This is a genomic window from Prosthecobacter sp., from assembly GCF_044222565.1.
In the GTDB taxonomy this organism is placed as follows: Bacteria; Verrucomicrobiota; Verrucomicrobiia; order Verrucomicrobiales; family Verrucomicrobiaceae; genus Prosthecobacter.
In genome coordinates, this window is record NZ_JBGANA010000002.1 from 338,469 (window position 1) to 363,833 (window position 25,365).

At 61.4% G+C, this 25,365-nt stretch carries 21 protein-coding genes and 1 tRNA gene; 14 read left to right on the forward strand and 8 right to left on the reverse strand.

From position 1 onward, the window contains the following. Nucleotides 1-29: 29 nt before the first annotated feature. From ACILSR_RS03505 to ACILSR_RS03515, 3 genes are all read right to left on the reverse strand, one after another. Complete coding sequence (locus ACILSR_RS03505; protein ID WP_395748340.1) at nucleotides 30-1,484, reverse strand: DUF1501 domain-containing protein; 1,455 nt, start codon at nucleotides 1,482-1,484, stop codon at nucleotides 30-32. Between the two features lie 114 nt (nucleotides 1,485-1,598). After that, entirely contained in the window at nucleotides 1,599-4,706 is a 3,108-nt protein-coding gene (locus ACILSR_RS03510; protein WP_395748341.1) for a PSD1 and planctomycete cytochrome C domain-containing protein, read from the reverse strand. Between the two features lie 161 nt (nucleotides 4,707-4,867). Next, nucleotides 4,868-6,283: a dihydrolipoyl dehydrogenase family protein gene (locus tag ACILSR_RS03515; RefSeq protein ID WP_395748342.1), complete on the reverse strand. Its 1,416-nt coding sequence runs from the start codon at nucleotides 6,281-6,283 to the stop codon at nucleotides 4,868-4,870. A gap of 203 nt (nucleotides 6,284-6,486) precedes the next feature. Between ACILSR_RS03515 and ACILSR_RS03520 the strand changes: the two genes are divergently transcribed. Then, complete coding sequence (locus ACILSR_RS03520; protein ID WP_395748343.1) at nucleotides 6,487-7,785, forward strand: Gfo/Idh/MocA family protein; 1,299 nt, start codon at nucleotides 6,487-6,489, stop codon at nucleotides 7,783-7,785. Between the two features lie 152 nt (nucleotides 7,786-7,937). Here the strand turns inward: ACILSR_RS03520 and ACILSR_RS03525 are convergent, their stop codons facing one another. After that, a complete protein-coding gene (locus ACILSR_RS03525; RefSeq protein ID WP_395748344.1) occupies nucleotides 7,938-8,708 on the reverse strand; it encodes a TrmH family RNA methyltransferase in 771 nt (256 codons plus the stop codon). A gap of 92 nt (nucleotides 8,709-8,800) precedes the next feature. Between ACILSR_RS03525 and ACILSR_RS03530 the strand changes: the two genes are divergently transcribed. Together ACILSR_RS03530 and ACILSR_RS03535 are read left to right on the forward strand one after the other, a co-directional pair. Beyond that, nucleotides 8,801-8,875 (forward strand) — tRNA-Thr (locus ACILSR_RS03530). A 209-nt stretch (nucleotides 8,876-9,084) separates the two neighbouring features. Further along, entirely contained in the window at nucleotides 9,085-10,494 is a 1,410-nt protein-coding gene (locus ACILSR_RS03535; RefSeq protein ID WP_395748345.1) for a DUF1501 domain-containing protein, read from the forward strand. A 246-nt stretch (nucleotides 10,495-10,740) separates the two neighbouring features. Here ACILSR_RS03535 and def read toward each other — a convergent pair whose 3' ends face one another. Continuing rightward, complete coding sequence (def, locus tag ACILSR_RS03540) at nucleotides 10,741-11,304, reverse strand: peptide deformylase (RefSeq protein WP_395748346.1); 564 nt, start codon at nucleotides 11,302-11,304, stop codon at nucleotides 10,741-10,743. 100 nt (nucleotides 11,305-11,404) lie between these two features. Here def and ACILSR_RS03545 point away from each other — a divergent pair, with 100 nt between their 5' ends. The 5 genes from ACILSR_RS03545 to ACILSR_RS03565 all read left to right on the forward strand — a co-directional run bounded on the left by ACILSR_RS03545 (nucleotide 11,405) and on the right by ACILSR_RS03565 (nucleotide 16,299). Next, complete coding sequence (locus ACILSR_RS03545) at nucleotides 11,405-12,640, forward strand: nucleoside permease (RefSeq protein ID WP_395748347.1); 1,236 nt, start codon at nucleotides 11,405-11,407, stop codon at nucleotides 12,638-12,640. A gap of 20 nt (nucleotides 12,641-12,660) precedes the next feature. Beyond that, nucleotides 12,661-13,296, forward strand: coding sequence for a hypothetical protein (locus ACILSR_RS03550; protein ID WP_395748348.1), 636 nt, complete (start codon nucleotides 12,661-12,663; stop codon nucleotides 13,294-13,296). Nucleotides 13,297-13,378: 82 nt separating this feature from the next. After that, complete coding sequence (locus ACILSR_RS03555; protein WP_395748349.1) at nucleotides 13,379-13,909, forward strand: hypothetical protein; 531 nt, start codon at nucleotides 13,379-13,381, stop codon at nucleotides 13,907-13,909. A gap of 154 nt (nucleotides 13,910-14,063) precedes the next feature. Beyond that, on the forward strand, nucleotides 14,064-15,392 hold the full coding sequence (locus ACILSR_RS03560) for a dipeptidase (protein ID WP_395748350.1): 1,329 nt from the start codon (nucleotides 14,064-14,066) through the stop codon (nucleotides 15,390-15,392). A gap of 82 nt (nucleotides 15,393-15,474) precedes the next feature. Next, nucleotides 15,475-16,299 (forward strand): hypothetical protein, encoded by an 825-nt coding sequence (locus ACILSR_RS03565; RefSeq protein ID WP_395748351.1) that lies wholly within the window; start codon nucleotides 15,475-15,477, stop codon nucleotides 16,297-16,299. A gap of 87 nt (nucleotides 16,300-16,386) precedes the next feature. Here ACILSR_RS03565 and ACILSR_RS03570 read toward each other — a convergent pair whose 3' ends face one another. The 3 genes from ACILSR_RS03570 to ACILSR_RS03580 form a co-directional block, all read right to left on the reverse strand. Next, nucleotides 16,387-17,853 (reverse strand): glycoside hydrolase family 130 protein, encoded by a 1,467-nt coding sequence (locus ACILSR_RS03570; protein ID WP_395748352.1) that lies wholly within the window; start codon nucleotides 17,851-17,853, stop codon nucleotides 16,387-16,389. Next, entirely contained in the window at nucleotides 17,850-20,132 is a 2,283-nt protein-coding gene (locus tag ACILSR_RS03575; RefSeq protein WP_395748525.1) for a glycosyltransferase family 4 protein, read from the reverse strand. Before ACILSR_RS03575 ends, ACILSR_RS03570 begins: the two co-directional genes overlap by 4 nt. A gap of 129 nt (nucleotides 20,133-20,261) precedes the next feature. Beyond that, the gene (locus ACILSR_RS03580; protein WP_395748353.1) at nucleotides 20,262-21,077 is read right to left on the reverse strand and encodes a sugar phosphate isomerase/epimerase family protein; all 816 of its coding nucleotides are present in this window, start codon (nucleotides 21,075-21,077) and stop codon (nucleotides 20,262-20,264) included. 79 nt (nucleotides 21,078-21,156) lie between these two features. On the opposite strand from ACILSR_RS03580, the gene ACILSR_RS03585 reads away from it, so the two are divergent. The 6 genes from ACILSR_RS03585 (at nucleotide 21,157) to ACILSR_RS03610 (ending at nucleotide 25,279) form a co-directional block, all read left to right on the forward strand. Continuing rightward, nucleotides 21,157-21,885, forward strand: a complete 729-nt coding sequence (locus ACILSR_RS03585; RefSeq protein ID WP_395748354.1) for a DUF1573 domain-containing protein — start codon at nucleotides 21,157-21,159, stop codon at nucleotides 21,883-21,885. A gap of 14 nt (nucleotides 21,886-21,899) precedes the next feature. Then, on the forward strand, nucleotides 21,900-22,343 hold the full coding sequence (locus ACILSR_RS03590; RefSeq protein WP_395748355.1) for a rhodanese-like domain-containing protein: 444 nt from the start codon (nucleotides 21,900-21,902) through the stop codon (nucleotides 22,341-22,343). A gap of 47 nt (nucleotides 22,344-22,390) precedes the next feature. Beyond that, nucleotides 22,391-22,660: a GlsB/YeaQ/YmgE family stress response membrane protein gene (locus ACILSR_RS03595; protein WP_395748356.1), complete on the forward strand. Its 270-nt coding sequence runs from the start codon at nucleotides 22,391-22,393 to the stop codon at nucleotides 22,658-22,660. A gap of 125 nt (nucleotides 22,661-22,785) precedes the next feature. After that, nucleotides 22,786-24,456, forward strand: coding sequence for an NADH-ubiquinone oxidoreductase-F iron-sulfur binding region domain-containing protein (locus tag ACILSR_RS03600; protein WP_395748357.1), 1,671 nt, complete (start codon nucleotides 22,786-22,788; stop codon nucleotides 24,454-24,456). Further along, on the forward strand, nucleotides 24,453-24,995 hold the full coding sequence (locus tag ACILSR_RS03605; protein ID WP_395748358.1) for a hypothetical protein: 543 nt from the start codon (nucleotides 24,453-24,455) through the stop codon (nucleotides 24,993-24,995). Before ACILSR_RS03600 ends, ACILSR_RS03605 begins: the two co-directional genes overlap by 4 nt. 107 nt (nucleotides 24,996-25,102) lie before the next feature. Beyond that, nucleotides 25,103-25,279 (forward strand): hypothetical protein, encoded by a 177-nt coding sequence (locus tag ACILSR_RS03610; RefSeq protein ID WP_395748359.1) that lies wholly within the window; start codon nucleotides 25,103-25,105, stop codon nucleotides 25,277-25,279. Nucleotides 25,280-25,365: the final 86 nt, after the last annotated feature.

A 25,365-nucleotide genomic window follows, 5' to 3' on the forward strand; every position in this document is an offset into this window, starting at 1 on the left:
GGAGGAGTAGGAGGAAGAGGAGGATTGGGCTAGGCCAAGACTCCCTTCACGACATTCCCCGCGATGCCCGTTAGCCTCATATCGAGGCCCTGGAACTTGTAGTTGAGGCGCTCGTGGTTGATGCCGAGGAGTTGCATGATCGTCGCGTTGAGATCGTGCACGTGCACGGGGTCGCGGACGATGTTGTAGCTGTAGTCGTCCGTTTCGCCGTAGGTGGCGCCTTTTTTCACACCGGCACCGGCCATGAAGAGGGAGTAGCAGCGCGGGTGGTGGTCGCGGCCGTAGTTCGTAGGAGTCAGCGTGCCCTGGGAGTAGATGGTGCGGCCGAATTCGCCGCCCCAGACGATGAGGGTGTCATCCAGCAGGCCGCGCTGCTTGAGGTCTTTGATGAGCGCGGTGGTGGGCTGGTCGGTGTCGTAGCACTGGCCACGGATGGCATTGGGCAGACCGCCATGGTGATCCCAGCCCATGTGGAAGAGCTGGATGCAGCGCACATCGCGCTCGGCGAGGCGGCGGGCGAGCAGGCAGTTCGCCGCATAGGTGCCGGGCTTTTTCACCTCGGGGCCGTAGCTGTCGATGATGTGCTGCGGTTCTTTGGAAATGTCCACGAGATCGGGCACGCTCATCTGCATACGAAATGCCATTTCATACTGGGAGATACGGGTGGCGGTTTCGGGGTCGCCAAAGGCTTCGAAATCGCGCTGATTGAGCGCGGCGAGTTCATCGAGCATCTGGCGGCGCATGGGGCGGTCCACGCCGGCGGGATTGGAGAGGTAGAGCACGGGGTCGCCGGAATTGCGGAAGCGCACGCCCTGATGCTGCGTGGGCAGGAAGCCGCTGCCCCAGAGGCGGTCATAGAGAGGCTGGTCATCGCGGCGTCCGGTGCCGAAGGAGGTCATGACCACGTAGGCGGGCAGGTCGCGGTTGGCGCTGCCAAGGCCGTAGCTGAGCCAGGAGCCAATGCTGGGCCTGCCCGCGAGCTGCGAGCCCGTCTGGCAGAAGGTGATCGCCGGGTCGTGATTGATCGCCTCCGTGAACATGGAGCGGATGACGCACATCTCGTCCGCCACGGTGGAAAGATGCGGCCACAGCTCGCTGAGCCAGATGCCGCCCTGGCCATGCTGCGCGAATTTGAAAAGTGATGGAGCGACGGGAAAGGCTTTCTGGCCCGAGGTCATGGTGGTGAGGCGCTGGCCCTGGCGGATGCTGGCGGGCAGATCCTCGGCACGATGCTTTTCCATCTGAGGCTTGGGATCGAACAGATCCATCTGCGACGGCGCACCGGACTGGAAGAGGTAGATGATGCGCTTCGCCTTCGGCGCAAAGTTGGGGAAGTAACGCGTGGGGGAGGCTGCGGCAGCTTCGTCGTGGAGGAGGGAGCCGAGCGCCGCCGCGCCGATGGCGCTGGTGCTGCTCTTGAGGAAGATGCGGCGGTTGAGGCGGTCCTGAATGTGCAGCGAAGAAGAGGGGAAGTGCTGGTGCATGGCGGAGAGGGGGCTGACCTTCAATGAGAGAGGGAATTGAGGGTAAAAAAATTAGGGGTAGAAAAATTTTTCCAGACTTCTGAGTGTGAATTTTTCTGTTCTATTTCTGTCCGATCAATCGCGGGTGATGACGCGGTCGAGATTCAAAAGGACGGATGCAGTCGTGGTATAAGCTGCCAGCTCCGCGGCGTTCAGCGAAGCATCGGCCTTCGTGGCGCCTTGAGCGATGAGGGCGGTGGCGTCGGCGGGTTTGGCCTGGAATTCAGCGAGGCGCTGCTTTACGCCGGCGGTGAGCTGCTTGAGCGCGGCGGGTTCGATGGCCTTGCCCGTGGCGCGCTGGTAGCCGTAGGAGATGCGCTGCTCGGGCGTGGCGCCGCCGTGCTGGAGCATCTGCTGTGCGAGGCCGCGCGCGGCTTCCACGAAGGTGACTTCATTGAGCAATGAGAGCGCCTGCAGCGGCGTGTTGGTGCGGCTGCGTTTCACGGTGCAGATCTCGCGCGTGGGCGCGTCAAAGATCAGCATGGTGGGCGGCGCGGCGGTGCGCTTCCAGATGGTGTAAAAGCTGCGGCGGTAGAGCCCCTCCCCGGTGTCCGCCTTGTAACCGCGCAGGTCGCCGTATTTGCTGGTTTCGTCCCACACGCCTTCGGGCATGTAAGGCTTCACACTGGGGCCGCCGATCTTTGGCACCAGCAGTCCGGCGATGGCCAGCGCCTGATCTCGCACCACTTCACCGGGCAGGCGGAAACGCGGGCCGCGTGCGAGCAGGCGGTTCTCAGGATCTTTTTCCAGCAGCGCGGGAGTAAGCCTGGACGACTGGCGGTACGTGGCGCTCATGACCATGAGCTTTTGCATGGCCTTCATGTCCCAGCCGCAGCGGATGAATTCGGTGGCCAGCCAGTCGAGCAGCTCAGGATGGACGGGATACTCCGACTGCGTGCCGAGGTTCTCAGAAGATTTGCACAAGCCCACGCCAAAGAATTTCTCCCACGCGCGGTTCACCCACACACGGGCGGTGAGGGGATTTTCAGGCGAGACAATCCACTGCGCCAGGCCGAGGCGGTTTTGCGGCGCACCCTTCGGCATGGGCGGCAGCACGGCGGGGGTGGTCATGCTGACCTTGTCTCCGGGCTTGTCATACTCGCCGCGTTTCAGCACAAAGGCATCGCGCACGGGACCTTCCTTCATCACCATCACGGAGGGGACGGTGCGCTCATATTTCTCCATCTCGGCCTTGGCGGCAGCGAGTGCGTAGTCGGCATCGCGCAGGGGGCTGTCCACGCTGGCGCGGTAGTATTTTTCCAGCTCGCTGCGCTGCTGCGGCGTGCGGTTTTCCGTGGGCGTCTTCATCACCGCCAGCACGGCGGCAGGCGGGCCTCCGGTTCCGTCCAGGCTGGCCAGCGCGGGCTCGGCATCGGTGGTGGAAAGGCGGAAGCGTCCGACATTGTGTCCGGCAAAGCGGGACTGCTGCAGCAGCCGTATGCTCAGCGTGGCACCGGCGGGCACAGGCACCGCTTTTTCCACCAGGAACATGGCATTGCGCTCCACGCGCTTCGTCGGGTCATTGCCATCGATGGCCCAGCCGTTCTTCGGATCCTTGTCCAGAAGCAGTTTCACATCGTAACCCTTTTGCGCGTAGTCCGCTTCGGCGCGGGCGAAGGTGATTTTCACCGGCTGCTTGAGGCTGGGGGCGCTGAGCGTGGCCTCGATGCCGGTGAGCACAAAGTTGCCATTGGGCGCGCGGCCCAGGCTTTGATTTGGCAGCGTGGGGTCTGGCAGCGCCTCCAGCAGCAGGCCGGTGAAGCTGCCCTCTGCCAGCGGTGCCGTGAGGGTGTAGGTGTCTGAGTCAGGATTGCGCCCTCCGGCGATCCATGAGGCGTCCGGCAGCTTGCGCAGGGAGGCTTTGCCCTGGGACTTGGCCTCCGCTATGGGCAGCAGCTCCCACATGGGCTTCTTCTCAGCGGCGGGGTTTTCCATTTCGGCCTCCCAACTGGCCACAAGATTGGGGAGCTGGAGCTGCGTCTCGGTGACCTTGGCCTGAGCGGCGTCGATCTTTTTGCGCAGCTGAGCCATCTGCTTCTCCTCCTCCGGATCCGGTACGGAGATGGCGGGTTCGGAGTTGCCGCCGCTGCGGTTGGATGCGCCCTGGATGGTGCCGCTCTCGGTGACGTTGTTAAAGAAGGCGAAGAGCGAATAAAAGTCCTTCTGCGAGAAGGGGTCATACTTGTGGTCATGGCAGCGGCAGCAGCCCAGCGTGAGGCCCAGCCACGTGAAGCTGGTGGTCTCCACGCGGTCGATGATGTTTTCGATGCGCCATTCCTCCGCGATGATGCCGCCTTCGCCATTGATGCGGTGGTTGCGGTTAAATCCGGTGGCCACGATCTGATCGCGCGCGGCATTGGGCAGGAGATCGCCGCCGATCTGCTCCACTGTGAACTGATCGAAAGGCTTGTTCTCGTTGTAGGCCTTGATGACCCAGTCCCGCCAGGGCCACATGGCGCGGCTGCTGTCGGTCTGAAAGCCGTGGCTGTCCGCGAAACGGGCGAAGTCCAGCCATTGCATGGCCATGCGCTCGCCGTAGTGCTCGGATTTCAGGAGGCGGTCCACCACCTTTTCGTAGGCTTGCGGAGATGTGTCTTTTTCAAAAGCGGCGATCTCCTCCAGCGTGGGCGGAAGGCCGGTGAGATCGAGCGTGACGCGACGCAGCAGCGTGGCGCGGTCGGCCTCGGGAGACGGGGAGAGCTTTTCCTCCTTCAGGCGCTCGGCGATGAAGGAGTCGATGGGATTGCGGATGGTGAAGGCCGCATCCTTGATTTCCGGAACGGGGGAGCGCTCGGGTTTGATGAAGGCCCAGTGCCCCTGATATTCCGCGCCTTCGCTGATCCACTGGCGCAGGATGGCTTTTTCTTCGGCGGTGAGTGGCTTGCCGTCTTTGTCCGGCGGCATGACGTCGTCATCGTCGTGCGGGAGTTCCACACGGGAGATGAGCTGGCTCAAGTCCGGCTTTCCGGGGACGAGGGCGATGTCTCCGGATTTCGCGGGTTTGATGGCGCTTTCGCGCAGGTCCAGGCGCAGGTCTCCTTTGCGGTGGCTGGCGTCCGTGCCGTGGCAGTGGAAGCACTTCTCATTGAGGATGGGCCGCACATCGCGGTTGTATTTGAGTTTAGCGGACTCCGCGGCATGCAGGGCGGGGACGACCAGGAGGATGAGAAAGGCGTGACGCATGGTGGGACGTGAATGTCTATGCAAACGTCCGTCGCCACCTGCCTTTTCTTGGGATTGTGATGTCCTATGCTGCTCAGGGGAGGTCAAGTGGTCGTCAAGGAGTGGTCAAGAAGCGGTCAAGGAACCTGCGGCCCGACTCTTGACCACCTCGACCTCTTGACTCAGCCTGTGATTTGATCCGCGATCTCCTCAGCGGGGTAGGTCCAGATTTCGCTGAGGGTCGGGTGATAATGCGGGATGGCCATGAACTGCTGCACGGTGGAGTGGAAGTTCATGGCGATGACGACTTCATGGATCAACTCAGTCGCTTCGGGGCCGACAACGCAGGCACCGAGGATTTCGCCGGTTTCCTTGTGGGCGAGCATCTTCACAAAGCCGGCGGTCTCTCCCATGACCATGGATTTGCCGTGGTCATTGAAGGGGTAGCTGGCTTCGAGGTAGGGGATGTTTTCCGACTTGAGCTTTTCGGTGGTGGCACCGACGACGGCCATCTGCGGGTGTGAGAAAACGCCGAAGAGCGTGAGGCGGTAGTCGATCGTTTCGTCGGCTGGTTTGTCCTGGAGAAGTTTCGCGGCATTGCGCGCGGAGATCTCACCCTGTTGGATCGCGATGTGCACGACATCGAGCGGGCTGCAGACATCGCCCGCTGCAAAGATGTGGGGCTGGGAGGTCTGCATGCGGTCATTGACGACGACCTTGCTTTTGTGGGTCGCTACTTTTGCGGCTTCGAGATTCAGGCCCTTCGTCGCAGGCACACGGCCCATGGCGAGGAGGATTTCATCGACGAGGATGGCGTGTGTGTGGCCGTCCTGGGTGAAGGAGATGCGCTTGCGGCCTTCGTGCTTGGAAATGCTGCTCAGGTGTGTGCCGAGATGCATTTTCATCCCACGCTCGGAGTAGGCCTTCACCAGAACATCGCTGCACTCGCGGTCCTGACCGGTGAGTAGCTGGGTGTTGCGCTGCAAGAGGGTGACGCCGCAGCCCATGGCCTCAAGATAATGCGCCATTTCGAGAGCGATGGCTCCGCCGCCGAGGACGGCGATGGTTTTGGGCAGTGTGTCCGCATCCAGCACATCATCGCTGGTCCAGTAGCCGGTTTCGGCGAGGCCGGGCACATTGGGCACCATGACTTCGGAACCGGTGGCGATGCAGAAGCTGCGGGCGGTGATTTGGAAGGATGATGAGCCATCGCGTGGGGTGACCTCGATGGTGTGGGCGTCGATGAAGCGGGCGTAGCCGCGATGGAGGACGAAGCGGCCGTCTTCGAGCTGGCCCTGGCGGTAACCGGCGAAATCGGCGATGAGCGTGCGCTTGCGGTCGCGGATGGTGCGGATGTCAACGCCGTGGGAGGTGGCCTTGAGGCCGAACTCTTCGGCGTGGCGGATGTGGAGCTGGCGGTTGGCGGATTCGATGAGGGTCTTGCTGGGCATGCAACCGCGCAGGATGCAGAGGCCGCCTAGCTCGGAGGCACCGTCGATGACTGCGACGCGGAGGCCGGCGCTGTGGGCGGTTCGGGCTGCTGCGTAGCCACCACTGCCGCCGCCGATGACGATGAAGTCGAAAGAGTGTTCTGACATGGTGGAGGTGTGGAGAGTGATGAGGGTATACGCAAGGCTGGGGACGTCAGAACGGAATTTTCAGGGCAAAATAATGAGGGCTGAAAAAATTTCAGAACGCAGAAGGGGATTTTGATTTGTCTGATTTCGCCCAAACTTTGTCCTTCAAAACCTAGGGGCGGATTTCGTAGCATTCGTGATTCCAGCCTTTTCCCAACCACTCCATGAAGACTCGTCGCTCCTTTCTCTCCCAGATCATCGCCACGGGTGTCGCCCCGATGTTTGTGCCTGCGCACGTGCTGCGGTCGCAGACGGCACCGTCGAACAAGATCACGCTGGGGGTCATCGGCGCGGGCTCTCAGGGCACGCATGACATGAAGGCCTTTCTGAATCACGAGGATGTGCGCGTGACGGCCGTGTGTGATGTGAACAAGAAGAACATCGAGCGCGCGCAGCAGGCGGTGGCGGAGCGCTACGGCAGCGCGGACTTGAAAGTGATGAGCGATTTCCGTGAGCTGAACCGGGACAAGTCCATCGACGCAGTGCTCATGGCTCTGCCCGTGCACTGGCACAGCATTCCGGCGACGGATGCGATTCTGAATGGGAAGCACATCTACCATGAGAAGCCGATGGGCATGTCCATGCAGGAGTCAAAGCATGTGCGCGCGGCGGTGAAGAAGACGGGCGTGGTGTTTCAGTTCGGCACGCAGCAGCGCAGTGATCTGAAATTTCGCTGGGCCTGCGAGCTGGCGCAGAACGGCCGGCTGGGGAAGCTGAAGGAGATCCAGGTGGGGGTGCCGGGTGGGAAGATCGGGCCTGATTTCGCTGAGCAGTCGGTGCCGGAGCATGTGGACTGGGAGCGCTGGGTGGGGCCTGCGCCGATGACGGCCTTCAATGTGGAAAAGCTCAAGCGGGACAACCACGAGAACATCACGAATTTCTCCCTCGGCATGATCTCATGCTGGGGCATTCATCACCTGGACATCGCGCAATGGGGCAATGGCACGGATGAGACGGGGCCGATCAGTGTTGAAGGCGAGGCGACGTACCCTGACAAAGGCGGCTGCGATGCCGTGCTGACGTGGAAGATGCGCTTTGAGTATGCAAACGCGGCACCGATCACTTTTGTGAACGAGAAGAACATGGACATCGGCCACGGCACGCGCTTCATCGGAGAAAATGGGTGGGTGCATGTGCTGCGGGGCAACATCAAAGCGAGTGATGACGCCATCCTGCGCGATCCTGCGAACAAGGAGGGCACGATGCCGATCAAGCTGATCGCCAGCCTTGAGCACACGCGCAATTTTGTGGATGCGATCAAGAACAAGCAGCGGGCGATTTGTGACATCGAGACCGCTGTGCGCTCAGACACGCTGCCTCAGCTCACGGCGATGGCGCTGAAGGCCAAGCGCAAGCTGGTGTGGGACCCGAAGGCGGAGAACTTCACGAATGACGAGGCGGCGAATGCGCTCATGAATGCGCGGCCGTTCCGTGGGGAGTGGAAGCTACCGGAGATTGGGTGAGTGTAGGTTGGGCGTGTTTGGCGTCGAGGGTGTGCGCAATCACCTTCATGCTCCTCCGCCAAACCGCCCGACTGCGAGGGTGTTCGTACGCCGGTGTGTTTGCAGCACGCTCACAGACGGGCGGGCTGTCGCCACGCCCATCCTACGTTCTGCTACCGGCGCTGCCTGACGGCCTCAAACAAGATCGCAGCGCCTGCCGCTGCCACGTTCAGTGATTCCACCGGCGCGTGCAGCGGGATGCGCACGCGGGCATCGCAGGCCTGCATGATTTCGGGGCTGGCACCGCGGCCTTCGTTGCCGAGGATGAGGAGGGTGGGCTGGCGCCAGTCGTAGTCGTAGTGGAGGAGGTCGGCCTCGCCGGTGGCGACGACGGATTTGATGCCACGAGCGCGGCAGGTTTCGATGGTGCCGAGGCCGGAGACGTCTGGCAGAATTGGCAGGCGGAAGGCGGAACCCATGGAGCTGCGGAGCGTTTTGGGAGAAAAGGCGTCTGCAGAACCGGCGAAGGAAAAGAGGCCGCTGACGCCGGCGGACTCGGCGGTGCGGACGAGGGTGCCGAGATTGCCCGGGTCCTGGATGCGGTCGAGGCCGAGAATGAGTGGGGCGTCAGCCGCAAAGAAACTGTCCAGCGCGGGGAAGGGGCGCTCGGCGATGACGATGATGCCCTGGGTGGAGGTGGTATCGCTGAGGGATTCGAGGACGGATTCGGAAAGCTGGAAGACGGAGCAGGAGATGCGCTCCAGCAGGGCCTGCTGAGAAGGGGAAGGGGCCTCGGCGGTGAAGCAGGCGTGCAGTTTGAGGCCGGAGGAGACACACTCGGCCACGAGGCGCTCGCCTTCGATGAAAATGAGATCGCGCTCACGCCCTTCGCGGACGCGGCGGGCGTGTTTGATGCGTTCGTTGGAGGAGCTGGTGATGAGCATGCGGCAAGGGTGATCATTCCCCGGCTAATCCGGTTGTAAATCCATTTGCCGAATGAACGCAGTCGTTTATGATCATGGCCCCTCACGAATGTGCCTGCATAGCTCAGTGGTAGAGCAGCGGTTTTGTAAACCGCAGGTCGTCGGTTCGACCCCGACTGCTGGCTCCATTCGAAAACTATTAATCACCCCTGCCAAACAGAGGAGTTTGTGAGGAGAGGCAGATACTGCCGAGAGCCGATCTATGCCTTCCTGATGGGGGTTTCCGTCCCGAAGATGAGAAATCCAGGCGTGTGGTGCCGTAGCTATTCAACCCCGGGGTCTGCACGGGGCATGTTGCCAGCGGCAATATCGCGTTTGTTTCAAACAGCCTCTGTTTATGAATATCCTCCCGACCTCGCGGCGCCGGTTTCTTCAAGCCGGTGGCATCGGCGCTCTGAATCTCGCCATCCCTGGATTGGTCGTGGGGAAGGACAAGCTGGATGCCTCGGGCAAAGCGGTGGCTTCGAAGAAGCGCTGCATCTTTCTCCTGCTGTGCGGCGGCCCGAGCCAGCTCGACACGTGGGACCTCAAGCCGGACGCTCCGTCTGAGATCCGCGGGCCGTACAAGCCCATCCGCACCAAGGTGCCGGGCATGCACCTGAGCGAGCTGCACCCGATGCTCGCGAAGGTGACCGATCATTTTTGCCTCATCCGCTCCATGACGCACCCGGGGCCGATCAACAATCACTTCGACGCCATGCACAACCTGCTCAGCGGGCAGTTGATCGAGCGCGTGAAGCAGGGCGAGCCAGACGGCCTGCCCTATCTCGGCTCGGTGGTGGCAAAGCATCTGCCGAGTGAAGAAAACCTTGTCTCCAATGCCTGGCTCATCAAATGCGTGGGGCCGCCGGTTTTTTGCGCGCCGAACATCGGCTCCGGCGGCTACCTGGGCTCTGCGCACGCGCCGGTGTTTGTCGGCTCGGCGGACAACCACCCTGCCATGCCAAATTTCAAGGCGCCTGAGATTTACGACATGGGTGATCCCGAACGCCTGTGGGAACGGCGCAAGCTGCTGGCCGATCTCGAGTCCAAGCTCCTCGCGGACAATCCGCAGGGAAAGGACTGGAATGAACTCCGGGAGAAGGCCTATGACTCCATGACGCGTCCGGAAGGCCGACAGGCTTTTGATTTGAAAAGCGAGCCGCTGGCCGTGCGCGAACGCTATGGCATGCACCCGCTGGGGCAGAATCTGCTGCTGGCACGGCGCATGGTGGAGGCGGGTGTGCGCTTCATCACTGTCAATGGCTGGGTGGGTGCAGCGCCCAATGAAAAAGGCGGCGGTCCGCCGAGCTCCAGCTGGGACATGCACGGCGGAAACATGGGCATGGGAAATGCCTTTGGCGGCGGGTCCTATGGCATGAACTTCTGCCTGCCGCGCCTTGACCAGGCGCTGTCCGCGCTTCTCACTGATCTCAAGCAGCGCGGCCTGCTCGATGACACGCTGGTCGTGGCGGTGGGTGAATTCGGACGCACACCGATCATCCTCACTCAAGGGCCGCCCGGACGCCAGCACTGGCCCAAGTGCTTTTCCGCCATCGTGGCCGGCTGTGGCATCCGCGGCGGCGCGGTTTACGGCGAGTCCGACAAGACCGCCTCCGCGCCTGTGAGCAATCCCGTCACGGTCCAGGATCTGCATGCCACCGTGCTCCATGCGCTGGGAGTGCCTTTGAATGATCTCACCATGAATACCGGCCTTTCCCGTCCGCCATTCTCCACCGGCAAGCCGGTGATGGGGTTGTTCGGGTAGTCTGCTGCAGACCGCCGAGGAGCCTTGGTAGCAACTGGGGAAAAGCTGCGAAACTTTCGGCTCCCGAGTTCACACTCTGCACGGAGGTTGAGAAAAGCTCATGTCAAAGAGGGTGAGGTGGGAGCGCCGTTCCATGCGTTTCCGTTTCAAGGCTGAAACCAACAAAACCATGCTCTGGGATGCAGTGCTTCCGTGCATGCGGCCAGGCAGCTCCCGCACATGCTGCCTGGAGTTTTGCTGCAATGCCTATTCGTCGTCCTCTTCCCACTCCTGCATGAGGCGGGCGAGCCTGCGCTTCATGCCGACTTTGGCGACGGCGTTGAGGCGGTCGATGAAGAGGATGCCGTTGAGGTGGTCGATCTCGTGCTGAAAGGCGCGGGCGAGGAGGCCGTCGGTTTCCACGGTGACGGTTTTGCCGTCGAGGTCGGTGTAGGTGACCTTGATCTCGCTGGAGCGGCGGACGTCTCCGCGCAGGCGGGGGAAGCTGAGGCAGCCTTCTTCGCCGACTTCCTTGTCCTTGCCGAGATCGAGCTGGGGATTGATAAAGATGACGGGCATGTGCGTCACCATGTCCACTTCCTGGCCATTGACCTTCATGAAGGTGATGCAGTCGGGATTGTGGGAGACGTCGATGACGGCGAGCTGGATGTCCTCGGCCACCTGGGGGGCGGCCAGGCCGACGCCGTTGGCGTCCTTCATCGTTTCCAGCATGTCAGCGGCCAGAGTGCGGATTTCGGGCGTGACTTCGGTCACGGGACGGCACTTGGCGCGGAGGACGGGTTCTGGATAGCGGACGATTTTGCGGACCATAATCTTTCTAAATATCACCGGGATTTGCCCGGCTCAAGCTGGGAGTGGTTTTGTCCTTGCCAAGATGTGGCGCTCTCCCTAGCCTCGCGGCCACTCTTTTATGACTGACTCCGCCGCGCAATCGTCCATCAAGTTCAAGCTGTTCCTCATGATGATCCTTGAAATCGCGATCTGGGGGGCGTGGCAGATCAAGATCTTCTCTTATATGGGGATGCTGGGTTTTACGCCGGATCAGCAGTGGCTGGTGGGCAGCTCCTTCGGCATCGCCTCCATCGTGGGCATCTTCTTCAGCAACCAGTTTGCCGACCGCAACTTTTCCGCCGAGCGCTTTCTGGCCTTCAGCCATGTGATCGGCGGCCTTGCACTCATCGCCACGGCGTTTCAGACCAGCTTCTGGCCCTTCTTCGCCTGCTTCGTCATCTACTGCCTTCTGTATGTCCCCACGATTTCCGTCACGAATTCTCTGGCCTTCGCCAATCTCAAGGACCCGGCCAAGGACTTTGGCTTTGTGCGCATGGGCGGCACCATCGGCTGGATCATCGTGAGCTGGCCCTTCATCTTTCTGCTCAGCGAGAAGGCAGGCGCTTCGGAGACGAAGTGGGTGTTCATCGTGGCGGGCATCATCTCGCTGGTGCTGGCGGCGTTCAGCCTGACTCTGCCGCACACACCGCCGCGCAAGGCTGCGGGTGAAGAGGACAAGGTGGCCTGGCTCAAGGCGCTGAAGCTGCTGGGCAATCCTTTCGTGCTGATCCTTTTCATCGTCACTTTCATCGACTCGACCATCCACAACGGCTACTTCGTGGTGATCGACGGATTCCTGCAAAAGGTCGGCATCTCTGCGAACATGAGCATGGTGGTGAGCAGCATCGGTCAGGTGGCGGAAATTCTGACGATGCTGGTTCTCGGCACGGTGCTCAAGAAGCTTGGCTGGAAGCCCACGCTGATCATCGGCATCATCGGCCACGCGGTGCGCTTTGGGATCTTTGCCTTCTTCGGTACGCCGGAGAATCAGTGGCTCATCATTGCGGTGCAGGTGCTGCACGGCATCTGCTACGCCTTCTTCTTTGTGACGGTGTACATCTTTGTGGACGCCGTGTTTCCGAAGGACATCCGCTCCAGCGCACAGGGGCTTTTCAATCTGCTGATCCTTGGCATCGGCATGGTGGTGGCCAGCAAGCTTTTCCCCCAGCTGATCGCCAGCTACACGCAGGACGGCGTTGTGGACTACCACAAGCTTTTCCTGGTGCCGACCGGCATGGCGCTGGCGGGCATCGTGCTGCTGCTTCTCTTTTTCCGCCCGCCCACGCATGGTCCGGAAGGAGAGGTGAAGCACTAACTTCAAGACCTCCGCCAGCCATGAAACTCCGCCTCTTTCTCTGCCTGCTGCTTGCCGCCACCACCGCCGCGCATGCGGCGGAGAAGAAGCCGCCGAAGGCCATGAGGCTGAAGGGGGATGTCATCCTGGCCGATGACTTCAAGGCGGAGAAGCTGGATGAGAAGTGGATCTTTCCCAAAGGCGAGGAAGCGGCAAAGTTTGAGACAGCCACCGGTGCGCTCGTCATGGATCAGGCGGCCGCCAAGGGCGCGGTGATCTGGCGTGCCTTTGATGCCCCGGTCGAGGACGCCTCCATCCAGCTGCTGGTCAAGCCCTGGGCCTGCTCATGGATCGCTTTCGGCTTTTACACGCCTGGAGAACGTCCCGGGGCGCAGCGCAAGATCAACATCGCTGTGACGCCGACCGGCGTGGTTGCCGTGCGCGATGTGGAAAGCCAGACCAATCTCAAAGCCGCCAACACCCGCGTGGATGCCGCCAAAGAATGGCAGCGCGTGGCCTTTGAATCCAAAGGGGACAAGCTCACCGTCATGGTGAATGACAAAGCCGTGATCGAGCTTAAAACCGAACTCACCCAGGGCCCGAAAGCCGGGATCCTGCTGAACCTCTATGGAGGGAAGGGGAGTGTGGGGGAGATTGAGGTGAAGAAGCTGAAGTGAGGATGTGGGGCTGTGTGGGCGTGTTCGCGCCTTCTCGAACTTGTAGCCGTTGAAGGGATGTAAAAAAGATTGAGACGATCCTATGAAAAAGCTTCTTCTGCTCATCTGGCTGTTGACGCTTACAGCTTGCACAGACTCCGCACCTGGGCTGACCAGCCGGGGACAAAAAGCATTTCGGGTCTTGAAGGAGGCTGACAAGTTCTATGATTCTGCCGTGGGATTTGCGGGAACGACCCCCGAGGTTGTTCGCTCATTTCAAATCTTGCTGAAGGAGGAAGATGCAGACGCGGCTTTCAAGGTTCTATTGCAGGAGGCGACACTGCCTGGGCAGTTGTATGCGCTGTGCGGGCTTTGGTTTACTGATCAAGCAGCATTCAAACTGGGCGTTGCCCGCTACAGTGCCTCCACACTCAAAGTTCCAGCCATGATGGGCTGCGTTGTTGCGGACGAGCAGGTCTCAGAACTGGTGGAATGCAGGCAGCCGGGAACCGTTCATCTCAATGGACCGAAGGACAGCCTGAGTGAATGGTGGAAACGAAACAAAACTGAAAATGTGAGTTACGACATCGCAGGTGGCGCATGGCCGAGCAACTTCAAGGAGGCCAAGCCCTGAACCCGCCGGGCCTGTGGCGGCCTGCTGACGGAGGGCAGCCAGGGAGAGGCATCGTTTCGATTTTGAGATGCCGCCGAATTGAGGACGAGGACGAATTTGCTTTGATGGCAGAGCTTGACCTACTGTGGACTGCGTTCGTCATTGCTCCTTACCCATGAACCCTCCCGGCCTCGACAACCTCCTTACCTGCCTCCGATTCCCCTCCGTCTCCACTGACTCCACCCGCCGCGCTGACACGCGGGCCTGCGCGGAGTGGCTGCTGAGCAAGGTGCGGGAGATGGGGCTGGTGGGAGATTTGCATGAAACGCCGGGACATCCGGTGCTCGTGGCGAAGAACAAGCACATTGCCGGACGCCGCACGGTGCTGCTGTATGGGCACTACGATGTGCAGCCCGCGGAGCCGCTGGGAGAGTGGAAGTCTCCGGCGTTTGAGCCGACGATCCGTGATGGCCGCATCTTTTGCCGCGGAGCCACGGACAACAAAGGGCAGCTGATGGCGCACATGCAGGGCCTGGCGGAAACGCTGGCGCAGCATGCGGACCTACCGGTGAATCTGACGATTCTCTTTGAAGGAGAAGAGGAAATCGGTAGCCCGAATTTGAAGCCGTTTTTACAGCAAAATCAGGACCTGCTGAAGTGCGATGTGGTGGCCATTTCAGACACAGGCATGGTGGCGCCGGGGGTGGGCACATTTACGTACGGACTGCGCGGCATCGCGTGCCTGGAGGCCAAGATTTACGGGCCGTCGATCGATCTGCACAGCGGCATCTTCGGTGGGGCCATCGCCAATCCGGTGACGGCCATCGCGCGGCTCACCGCCACGCTGCACGATGCCGAGGGCCGGGTGATGATTGAAGGCTTCTACGACGGGGTGCGCCCGATCGCCGACTGGGAGCGGAAGGCCTGGGCGGATCTGGGCGATGGCGATGCCGAAATGCTGGAGCTCACCGGCTCACCCGCGCTGTTTGGCGAGCCGGGCTACACGGAGCGCGAGCGCCGCTGGGCACGGCCCACGGCGGAGGTGAACGGCATCGGCGGTGGCTATCAGGGGGAAGGCTCGAAGACGGTGATCGGCCGCGAGGCATTTGTGAAGCTCTCCTGCCGCCTCGTCCCTGACCAGCAGCCGGATGTGATCTTGCAGCGTGTCTCCGCGCACCTCCACGCGCATCTGCCGAAGGGCGTCCGCATTGAGATCAAGCCCGGGCACACGGGAATGCCGTACCTCATGGACCCGCATTCCCCCCTCGGCACCGCAGCCCAGCGTGCGCTGAAAAAGGTGTTTGGAGACAAGACCGCCCTCATCCGTGAAGGCGGCAGCATCCCCATCGTGCAGGCATTCAAAGACGTGCTGAATGCGGACACCCTGCTGCTGGGACTGGCGCTGCCGGACTGCCAGGCGCACGCGCCGAATGAGAACTTCCCGATCGAGAATTTCATCGCGGGTGTGAGCCTGAACCAGGCGCTGCTGGCGGAACTGGCGTAATTTTTTTCTGCAAACTTTGCAACCAATCTGACGGGGGTCTGTTTGAGCCGTGGTGCTCTCACTAACCAAACAAACGCACGACATGAAACTTAAAAAAACATTCCTCTACGGGTTCAGCATTCTGAGCCTGACCTGCCTCTCCAGCGCTCAGGACGCTCCCAAAGGACCACCACCTGAAGGTGGTCCTCCTCCCGGCGGCAGGCCTCAGGGCGGCCCTGGCGGCCCCGGCGGTGGTGGTGGCGATCCCGGTGCACGCATCGCGGAATTCATCAAACGCGCAGATGCCAACAGTGACGGCAAGATCAGCAAGGAAGAATTCGACGCCCTCGGCAAGAAGGAGAGCGAAGAGCGCTTTGGCCGCATGGACGGCAACAAGGACGGCTTTGTGGACCAGGACGAGATCGGCAAGATGACCCAGATGATGCGCCAAGGCGGGCAGGGTGGTCAGGGCGGCCCAGGCGGACAGGGCATGCGCCGTCCGGAAGGCGGACCTCCCGGTGGTGAAGGCGGCGGCAGCGGCTTCCGTCGTCCACCAGGTGGCGAAGGCGGCAGCCCCGGCGGACCTCCTGGCGGCCAGCCAGGCCAGGGCGTGCGCCCCGGCGGTGAAGGCGGCCAGCGCGGTGGCGGCATGTTTGGAGATCCCAAGGAAAACTTCAAACGCATGGATGCGGACGGCAACGGCAGCATCTCCGAAGACGAGTACATCAAGGCTATGGAAAAAATGCGCGAAATGATGCGCAACCGCGGTGGCATGGGCCGTCCCGGTGAAGGCGGCGGCGCCCCTGGCGGTGCAGGCGGCCCTCCCGGAGAAGGTCAGGGCGGCTTCCGTCGTCCTCCAGCCGAAGGCGATGCCCCGGCTCCGCCACCTGCTCCTCCAGCACCGGCTCCTGACAAGCCGAAGGAATAAGGCGGCCGGGGTCAGTTGATTTCAAACACACGCGGGATGGCCGAAAGGTCATCCCGCTTTTTTTGGGTGAAGGGAGGGGCGGGGCGATCAGCTCCCGCTTGCTTTCAGTGCTGCCAGCAGTTCGTCCAGCTGAATGGTGGCGATGGCAGAGGCCTTGTCGCTCATGGCGTAGGGAAGAATCAACTCGGGGCCGTGGAGCATGGAGCCGCAGCTGTATACGACGTTGGGCACGTAGCCTTCGCGTTCATGACCTTCCGGGGAGAGGAGGGGCTCGCGCAGGCGGCCGATGACCTGAGTGGGATCGTTGAGATCAAGGAGCACCGCGCCGATGCAGTATTTGCGCATGGGGCCGACGCCGTGGGTGATGACGAGCCAGCCTGCGGATGTTTCGATGGGAGAACCGCAGTTGCCGATTTTGACGGATTCCCACATCTGGGAGGGGCGCAGGATGACCTGGGGATCGCTCCAATGATGAGGGCTGTCGGAGAACATGATGAAGAGGTTTTCGTCATCCTGGCGTGAGAGCATGGCGTAGCGGCCGCCGATGCGGCGTGGGAAGAGGGCCATGCCTTTGTTTTGCACGGCCGTGCCATTGAGGGTGAGGACGCGGAAGTGCAGGAAGTCCTGGGTCTCGATGAGCTGGGGCAGGATGGCGCGGCCGTTGTAGGCGGTGTAGGTGGCGTAGTACATCACCGAGCCATCGTCTTCGATGAAGCGGACGAAGCGGGCGTCTTCGATGCCGTTGGTCTCATTGGGGGAGACGGGGAAGATGATGCGTTCGCTGAGGGCGAGCTTGGAGGAGAAGTTCAGCTCGTAGTTGGAGTCGGCCAGCCAGCGGAAGCACTCGAGGGCGCGGCGGAGTTCGGGGCCGGCCGTTTTGGTTTCGCGGCGCACGCGCTGCATGCTGGCATCGAGCTCATGGAGGGTAAAGGCTTCGGCCAGAGGCTCCATGACGGCGGCGGCGTGGATGCCCGTGAAGCCCATCTCCTGGAGTTTGGTGATGAAGCGCGATTTCTTGTAGGTGGGATTGGGGACCACTTCTGGAAGGGAGACAAAGCGGGAGACGGGCTCGATGCTGATGTTTCCTTCCGGAGCGATGATGCCGGTGCGGAACTCGATGGAGGAGATGTGGCCTTCGCCGGTGGCGCGCAGGCTCATGATGAAACGCATGCCGCCGGCCATGACACCGCTCTGATCCGGGTGCGGAACCATGGAGGGATTGAAGAGGGCGGCGGACTCCAGCGAGTATTCGCCGGAGAAGAGGGCGCCGATGAGAAGCTGGCGTACGCGGGAGAGGGTGGGCTGACCTTCGATATTGTGGCGCACCTTTTCGTAATGGGAGAGCAGGAGGGACTCGATGTCGAAATGGCGGGAGGCGAATTCGACAAGAATCTCCTGCAGCTGGAGGTCGGCCTCAGCTTCGTTCAAAGCGAGGGCGCGGGCGAGGATGTTGGCCTTGATCTCCGGCTTGCCGGGAATGAAGGGGCGGATGATGACGCGTCCGCACTCCGGGAGAAGGGCGATGTCGTGACGTAGGATGCGGACGGAACTCATGAATTGTGTGGCGGCGGTGTGGTCAGGTGCTCGGCACAGTTCATCTCTGCGAGGGCAAGGTGGAAGGCGAGGGTGGACTCGGCTCCCTGGTTTTCATTCACGCGGTCGTGGTGCAAGCCATCGCCGCAGCCACCGGTGGTGAAATCATAAAGCGGCAGGCCGAGGTCATTGCGGCCGAGAAACCATTCGAAGGCGCGGCGGGCCTCGCGGGTCCAGGAACTGTCCTGGGTGGCGCGGAAGGCTTCATTGCAGGCGGCGACCATGGCCTGGGCTTCGAGCGGCTGCTGATCGAAGTCGGCACGCGCGCCATCGCGCTGATAGAAGCCATTGCTGCCGATGGGGCGGAAGCATCCGGACTGGGTCTTCTGGATGGAAACGAGCCAGCGCAGGGACTTGAGGCCGATCTCCAGCGCCGCGGGATCTGGCAGCCACTGGCCGCTGAAGATGAGCGCCTGGCAGAAGCGTGCGTTTTCATACGTGACGCTGTCTTCAAACCAGGGCCAGTGCTCGGTGGAGCAGGCATTCCAAAGAGCGACGAGGCGGCCGGTGAGGGTGACGCGCATGGCGCTGATGGCGGTGTTGCTGGGGAAGCGGCGCAGGAATTCGTGAATGCCGAGGAGGGTGAAACTCCAGGCGCGCGGGGAGGTGAAGTCTGTCACCGCCGCAAGGCCGCGCTCAAACAACTGGGCGGAGAGGCGGCTGTGGCCGTCATTGCGCGAGCGGCCAGCGCCGATGCCAGCCGCCCACAGGGCGCGGGCGTGGCTGTCTTCGCTGCCGGCGGCTTCGAGCCACTGGCGGCCATGGCTCATGAAATTGCGAAAGCGCCCGGTCTTATAGTCGAGCGCGGCGGCGAGGAAGGCGAGGTAGCTGGTGGCGAGCCTGCCGAGATTTTCCGCAGGTGGCTGGCCGCCGAGTTCATCGAGCATGCTGCAGAGGATGAAGGCGCGGGCGTTGTCGTCGGTGCAGTAGCCTTCGTGGAAATTCGGCACATTGAAGATGGCGTGCTGGAAGATCCCGGTGCCATCGCTCATGCGGATGACGTGGTCGAGGCGCAGCGGTGGCAGTTCGTACGGTCGGTTTTCCAGGGTCCATCCGGCAAAGGCGGTGCGCGGTATGGCTTTGCGGTCCGCGCGTGCATGCTGGAAGGATTCCAGGTAGCGATGGGCCACGGCGGGCCAGATCATCTCGCGGCCCATGGCATGGGCATCGTGGCGGATTTTTTCCATGCGTGCCGGATCATCGAGCAGGCCGCAGACGGCTGAGGAAATGGCGGCGGGATTGCGGAAGGGCACGAGCACACCGCGCTCATCTGCCAGCAGCTCCTGCGCGTGCCAGTAGGGAGTGGAGACGACGGCTTTGCCTGCGCCAAACACATACGCGAGTGTGCCGGAGGTCACCTGCGCTTCATTGAGATAAGGAGTGAGGTAGATGTCCGTGGCGCCGATGAATTCCTTGAGGTCATCAAGGGACACAAAGCGGTTGTAAAAGATGACGTGCTCTTTGACACCACGGTCCTCGGCGAGGCGTTCGAGGCTGAGGCGGTAGCGCTCCCCCTCATGGGCGATCAGATGCGGATGCGTGGCGCCGAGAATGAGATACACGACGTTCGGGTGCTGACGCACGATTTCGGGCAGGGCTTCGATGACATGCTCAATGCCCTTTCCGGGGCCGAGAAGGCCGAAGGTGAGAAGAACCTTGCGCCCTTCCACGCCGAATTGCGCCTTGTAGCAGCTGGAGTCCACGAAAGGCATGTCCGGGATGCCGTGGGCGATGATGTCCACCTTGGAGTCCGGCACCTGATAGGTCTCGCGCAAGATCTCCGCGCCTTTGTGCGCCATGACGACCACGCGGTCGCTGCGGCGCACGAGCTCCTCCATGACCTTGCGCTGGGCGGCATTGGGCTCGCGCAGGACGGTGTGCAGGGTGGTGACCACGGGCATGCGCACTTCTTTGAGCAGCGCGAGCAAGTGACTTCCCGCCTGGCCGCCGTAGATGCCAAACTCGTGCTGCACGCAGAGGACGTCTGCGTTGCTGAAGTTCAGAAAATCCGCTGCGCGCCGGTAGGAGTCGAGATCCTTCTCCTGCATCTCAAAGCGCACGCGTGGCGGGTAGTCGTAGCGCTCCGGGCGGTCATTGACGGCACCGACGAAGCAGTCGGTTGCGGGGGCGGCGGCGGCAATGGCTTCACTGAGATCGTGCGTGAAGGTGGCGATGCCGCAAAGGCGTGGAAGGTAGTCGCCAAGAAAGGCGATGCGTTGTGGCAGAATGGGGGTGGTCAGGAATATCCTCTCAAATGCTGCGACATGACACAGCAGACAGCCTCAGGTGGGTTAAGCAACCCGGCGTTTCACAAATCGCCGGATGCGGTGCCTGAGTCTGAGGAGCAGGATATGCGGGGGCGGAAGGGGCTACTGGCCCATCACCTGCTTCAAATACGCGATGCTCTGCCGTGCAATCGTCGGTGCATCCGGAGTGTAGTCGAAGACTTCGACGGAAAGGTAGCCGTTGTAGTTCGTCTCACGGAGGGCGGCGATGATGGGCTCGTACTTGATCGCGCCCTGGCCGGGGCCGCGGAGGTTGGCGTCGTTGGTGTGGAAGTGGACGGTCCATTCCTTGCTGTCGCGAATGATGTCGGGGATGGACTTGGACTCATCGCTCATGGCTTTCACATCGAGGTGCAGTTTGCAGGAGGGGTGGTCCACGAGCTTGCAGAGGCGGATGGTTTCCTCGGCGGTATTCAGGAAGTTGGTCTCGGTGCGGGCGAGCGGCTCCATGGCGATGGTGACGCCGTATTTGCCGCATTCCTCCGCCACGCCGCGCACGCATTCGGCGGCGCGGTTGAAGGCGTCTTCATAGTTCCATTCAGGCAGGGTGGTGCGGGCCTTCGGGCTGCCCCAGACCATGATGCGGCCTCCGGTGGCAGCGCAGAACTGCGCGAGATGGCGGCCAAATTTGACGGTTTCCCTGCGCTGGAGCGCATCGGGCGTGGTGATGTGAAACCATGAGGGCTTCGTCAGCAGCCAGTGCAGGCCCAGGATTTCCAGGCCGAAGGACTTGGCCTTGGCGCAGAGCGTGAGGGCTTCTTCCACCGTGAGTTCGCGCGGGTCTTCCTTAAGGGTGAAGGGGGCCAGCTCGATTGCGTGGTAGCCTGCGGCGGCGGCGTCCTCGCACATTTTTTCAAAGGTCCAGTTCTGGTAGGTCTCGTTGCAGATGGCGAAGCGCATAGGGCGGGCAGAGTGCGCGGATGCCCCCGGACGTCAACAGCCCTTGCATTCGGGGGGGCGGGATGTGCTATATTTCTCCATGACAGCCAGCCGCCTCTCCCTCCTCCTGTTTGCGTTCACCGCCTGCGTGCACGCCGAACTGGCGCTCGACGTGCCTGCGATCGAGCTGAAACCGAAGCCGGAGGACGAGGAGGTGGAGACCACGTTCAAATTCCGCAACAAAGGGGACAAGGTGGTGAAGGTCTTGGGGCTGGAAAGCGCCTGCAGCTGCCTGAGCGCCACGCTGGACAAGGCGGAGTATCAGCCCGGGGAGGTGGGCACGGGGCATGCCTCCTTCAAGGTTTCCACCTTTGTGGGAAGGCACGAGAAATTCGTGACGGTGAACACGGACGACCCCAAGAATCCCGACTGGCAGATCAATTTCATCCTCGATGTGCCCGCCGTGGTGGACATCATTCCGAAAAACCTTCAGTGGTGGATCGGCGATGAGCCGGTGAAAAAGGGTTGTCTGGTGAAGATCGTCGGACCAGAGCCGATGAAGATCATCAAAATCACGCCCACCCGGCAGAACGTGAAGTTTGAGATGAAGGAGATCAAGGAGGGGCGCGAGTACCTCATCAATGTGACGCCTGACAGCACGCAGGAAACCACCATCGGGGCGCTGAAGATCGAGACGAACAGCAGCATCCCCAAGTACCGAAACCAGCTGGCCTTTTTCACCATCACCCAGAAGCCCGAGCCGCAGCCTCCTCCGGCCGCTGAGGGGGCTCCAGCGCCTGCGTCTGCCGCCGCGACTTCCAAGCCCTGATCATCTCGCTGCCCATGCTTCGCGCGATTCTTCAGGCCACGTTTTTGCTGCTTCTCGCCTCTGCGGCGGCCTGGGCCACCCATGTCTGGCACCCGCGTGCTCCCGCGCTGTATCTCGTGCAGGAGCCGCTGCGGAATGATGAGGTGTCCATGAAGGTCATCCAGGAGCGCTGGGGCGGCCAGGTGCTGTGGATCGATGCGCGCATCCAGGAGCAGTATGAAGCCGGGCATGTGCCCGGTGCGGTGCTGCTGAATGAGCAGCATTTTGAAGATCAGTTATTTGGGCTTCTGGACACTTTGCAGACGAACAAGAAGCCCATCATCGTCTATTGCAACGCGGCCAAATGCGATGCCAGCCGCAAGATCCTGGAACGCCTCAAGCAGACGCTGCCCATTGAAAATGCGTTTGTGCTGAAGGGCGGCTGGAGCGCCTGGCAGGAGGTTGCAAAGAAGAGATAGGAATGGAATTGAGCCGGATGGGGCGAGCCGCTAGCATGGGCGCACTTATGACACTGGAAGCACTCCTCATCTGGTCCGCACTCGGTTTGGTGGCGGGCGTTTTGGCTAAAATCATCATGCCGGGCAGGCAGGGCATCAATCCCATCACGACGGTGCTGCTCGGGATCATCGGCAGCATCGTTGGCGGTTACCTGGGCCATAAGCTGGGATTTCATGACATGACTGGAAGCTTCAGCCTGAAGGGAATCGCGACCGCCGTGGCGGGAGCTTTGATCTTCATGTATGCCTGGCGTTTGCTGTTTGGCAAAAAGCGCTGACGGGCGGCGGCCCGGCCGGTAGCGGCAGGGGACCTGGGTGGGAAAGACCATGGCGAGAGCGGTGGAATCTCAATTTTTGAGAATGCATTCGCAGGATTTGACCGTTAATCTTTCCCAACCAACGCATGTCCAAAAATCTCAGTGCCCTCTCTTTTCGCAAAGGTGTCGAAAAAAACGTCTTTGAACGCATGGTCGATGCCGCCGAAAAGGCGGGCACGGCTGAAAAGAACGAGGTGGTGCACCAGATGGGCCAGGACCATCTTTTTGGCGATGCCATCACGCTGGGTGCGGTGTCCTTCTACGATTTCCTGAAAAAGGAAAACGAAGGCAAAAAGATCTTCCTCTGCAACGGCAGCGCCTGCCTCTGCGCCGGCACCCAGGACAAGCTGCACCACACGCTGGAGACGCATTTCAAGCCGGAGGAGATCGGCCACATCTGCTGCCTCGGCCGCTGCCATGAGGGCGGCGCTTTTCAGTATCAGGGGAAGAATTACTCCGGCCAGAGCGATGATGCCGTGGCGGACCTGGTAAAGACAGGGAAGGGGGACGCGGAGGATCGCTACGCGGTGGTCTCGCACCTGCAGCCCGCGATTCTCACGGCGGAGTTCAAAGGCATCGAGGATTACTATGCGCCCTTCAAGAAGCTGATCACCGAGGGAAATCGTGATGCGCTCAACGCCGAGCTCAAGGACAGCGGCCTGCGTGGCCGAGGCGGTGCGGGCTTCCCGATGCATTTCAAGTGGGCCAGCTGCCGTGCCGCAGAGGGCGCGGTGAAGTACATCGTCTGCAATGCCGACGAGGGAGATCCCGGTGCCTATATCGACAAATACCTCATGGAAAAGCAGCCGCACAGCGTGCTGCTGGGCATGATGGTGGCAGGCTGGTATGCCGGTGCGGAGAATGGAATCCTCTACATCCGCGCGGAGTACCCGGATTCAGTGACCATCGTCAACGAAGCCATCGAAGACCTGCGCGCTGCGGGCCTGCTGGGGAAGAACATCCTCGGCACGGGCTTCAACTACATGCTCAAGACCATCAAGGGCGCGGGCGCGTACATCTGCGGAGAGGAGACCGCGCTGCTCGCAAGCATCGAAGGCCAGCGGCCCGAAGTCCGCACACGGCCGCCGTTTCCCACCATCGAAGGCCTTTTCCGCAAGCCGACGATCGTCAACAATGTGGAGACCTTCGCCAATCTCCGCGCCATTTTGACCATGGGCGGGAAAGCCTATGCACAGATCGGCACACCTCAGTCCACCGGGCCGAAGCTGCTCTCGCTGGATTCGCATTTTGTGAAGCCCGGCATCTACGAAGTCGCCATGGGCACGCCGCTGCAGACCGTCTTCGATCTTGCGGGCGGCTTCAAAACCAAGATCAAGGCCGTGCAGATCGGTGGCCCGCTGGGGGGCATCGTGCCTATGTCTCACATTGGCGAGCTCACGGTGGATTTTGAAAGCTTCAAAAAAGCCGGCTTCCTCCTCGGCCACGCTGGCGTCGTCAGCATCCCGGAAAGCATGCCGATGATCGAATACATCCAGCACATGTTCCAGTTCACGGCGGACGAAAGCTGCGGCAAATGCTTCCCCTGCCGCCTCGGCAGCACGCGCGGCAAGGAACTCGTGGCCAAGGCCCGTGCCGACTCAAACTTCAAGATCGACCGCGAACTCATCACCGACCTGCTCGATACGATGGAGCAGACCAGCCTCTGCGCCCTCGGTGGTGGTGTGCCGCTGCCGATCAAGAATGCGCTGCAGCATTTTGACGGGGAGCTGAAGGGGTATTTTGAGACGAGTCCATGACCGCAACGCCCTTGCTAAGAGCAGTCCTGCTGGCCATGCAGAAGCATGGGCTTGAGGCCATTCTCATAGGCAATGCGGGCGCGGCCATTCACGGGGCACCGGTGACGACGCTCGACTTTGATTTCATGTTTCGTGACACGCCGGTCAACATGCGAAAGCTCAAGGCTGTGGCGAAAGAGCTGAAGGCCGTCATCCTGCGTCCCTACTACCCGGTGTCCAGGCTCTATCGCATGGTGGATGATGATCTGGGCCTTCAAGTTGATTTCATGCCAGTGGTGGATGGTGTGAAATCTTTCAGCAGTCTCCGCTCGCGCGCCGTCCGCCTGACCCTCGAAAACGCTCCGTTGATTGTCGCCTCGCTGGCGGATATTATCGGCAGCAAGCAAGCCGCTGCCCGCCCTCGGGACGCGGCGGTGATGGAAGTTCTTCAACGTACCCTCTATGAGCAAACCAAGCACCAGTCGCCCTCAAAGCCGCCGTCCGACTCGGCGGGAGGTCCTCGACGCGCTCAAAGCCGAAAGCGATCAGCACCTCACTGATCTCATCCGTCGCCGGCTCGCCATGCCCTTGGAAAAGCGCATGAATTTCTTGCGTAAGCGTCTGCCGGGCGGTGGCTCGTGCCTTTGAGTTCGACTCGGGTATGTACATGAATGCCACTTTGACCATTGAGCCTGATCAAGGCGTTCCCCAGCCGACGCCCGCGCAGCTTGTGGACCGGGACGGCTTTCTCGTCTTCACTGGCACCGAGCCTTTTGATGCGGTAGACGTCATCATGGCTGTCAGGGCTGATCGCGAGGAATCTCTTGCGGCATCAAGGGCGTAGTAAACACCCGCAGCAGGACTTTTCAGGCCATCCCTCATGCCTGAAAATCCCATCAATTTCCTGCGAAAACACCTTCCCGAAGGCGG

Excerpts from the sequence above, each read along its gene's own strand:
- ACILSR_RS03505 (WP_395748340.1), bottom strand. The coding sequence starts at position 1,484 with ATGCACCAGCACTTCCCCTCTTCTTCGCTGCACATTCAGGACCGCCTC.
- ACILSR_RS03510 (WP_395748341.1), bottom strand. The coding sequence starts at position 4,706 with ATGCGTCACGCCTTTCTCATCCTCCTGGTCGTCCCCGCCCTGCATGCC.
- ACILSR_RS03515 (WP_395748342.1), bottom strand. The coding sequence starts at position 6,283 with ATGTCAGAACACTCTTTCGACTTCATCGTCATCGGCGGCGGCAGTGGT.
- ACILSR_RS03520 (WP_395748343.1), top strand. The coding sequence starts at position 6,487 with ATGAAGACTCGTCGCTCCTTTCTCTCCCAGATCATCGCCACGGGTGTC.
- ACILSR_RS03525 (WP_395748344.1), bottom strand. The coding sequence starts at position 8,708 with ATGCTCATCACCAGCTCCTCCAACGAACGCATCAAACACGCCCGCCGC.
- ACILSR_RS03535 (WP_395748345.1), top strand. The coding sequence starts at position 9,085 with ATGAATATCCTCCCGACCTCGCGGCGCCGGTTTCTTCAAGCCGGTGGC.
- def (WP_395748346.1), bottom strand. The coding sequence starts at position 11,304 with ATGGTCCGCAAAATCGTCCGCTATCCAGAACCCGTCCTCCGCGCCAAG.
- ACILSR_RS03545 (WP_395748347.1), top strand. The coding sequence starts at position 11,405 with ATGACTGACTCCGCCGCGCAATCGTCCATCAAGTTCAAGCTGTTCCTC.
- ACILSR_RS03550 (WP_395748348.1), top strand. The coding sequence starts at position 12,661 with ATGAAACTCCGCCTCTTTCTCTGCCTGCTGCTTGCCGCCACCACCGCC.
- ACILSR_RS03555 (WP_395748349.1), top strand. The coding sequence starts at position 13,379 with ATGAAAAAGCTTCTTCTGCTCATCTGGCTGTTGACGCTTACAGCTTGC.
- ACILSR_RS03560 (WP_395748350.1), top strand. The coding sequence starts at position 14,064 with ATGAACCCTCCCGGCCTCGACAACCTCCTTACCTGCCTCCGATTCCCC.
- ACILSR_RS03565 (WP_395748351.1), top strand. The coding sequence starts at position 15,475 with ATGAAACTTAAAAAAACATTCCTCTACGGGTTCAGCATTCTGAGCCTG.
- ACILSR_RS03570 (WP_395748352.1), bottom strand. The coding sequence starts at position 17,853 with ATGAGTTCCGTCCGCATCCTACGTCACGACATCGCCCTTCTCCCGGAG.
- ACILSR_RS03580 (WP_395748353.1), bottom strand. The coding sequence starts at position 21,077 with ATGCGCTTCGCCATCTGCAACGAGACCTACCAGAACTGGACCTTTGAA.
- ACILSR_RS03585 (WP_395748354.1), top strand. The coding sequence starts at position 21,157 with ATGACAGCCAGCCGCCTCTCCCTCCTCCTGTTTGCGTTCACCGCCTGC.
- ACILSR_RS03590 (WP_395748355.1), top strand. The coding sequence starts at position 21,900 with ATGCTTCGCGCGATTCTTCAGGCCACGTTTTTGCTGCTTCTCGCCTCT.
- ACILSR_RS03595 (WP_395748356.1), top strand. The coding sequence starts at position 22,391 with ATGACACTGGAAGCACTCCTCATCTGGTCCGCACTCGGTTTGGTGGCG.
- ACILSR_RS03600 (WP_395748357.1), top strand. The coding sequence starts at position 22,786 with ATGTCCAAAAATCTCAGTGCCCTCTCTTTTCGCAAAGGTGTCGAAAAA.
- ACILSR_RS03605 (WP_395748358.1), top strand. The coding sequence starts at position 24,453 with ATGACCGCAACGCCCTTGCTAAGAGCAGTCCTGCTGGCCATGCAGAAG.
- ACILSR_RS03610 (WP_395748359.1), top strand. The coding sequence starts at position 25,103 with ATGAATGCCACTTTGACCATTGAGCCTGATCAAGGCGTTCCCCAGCCG.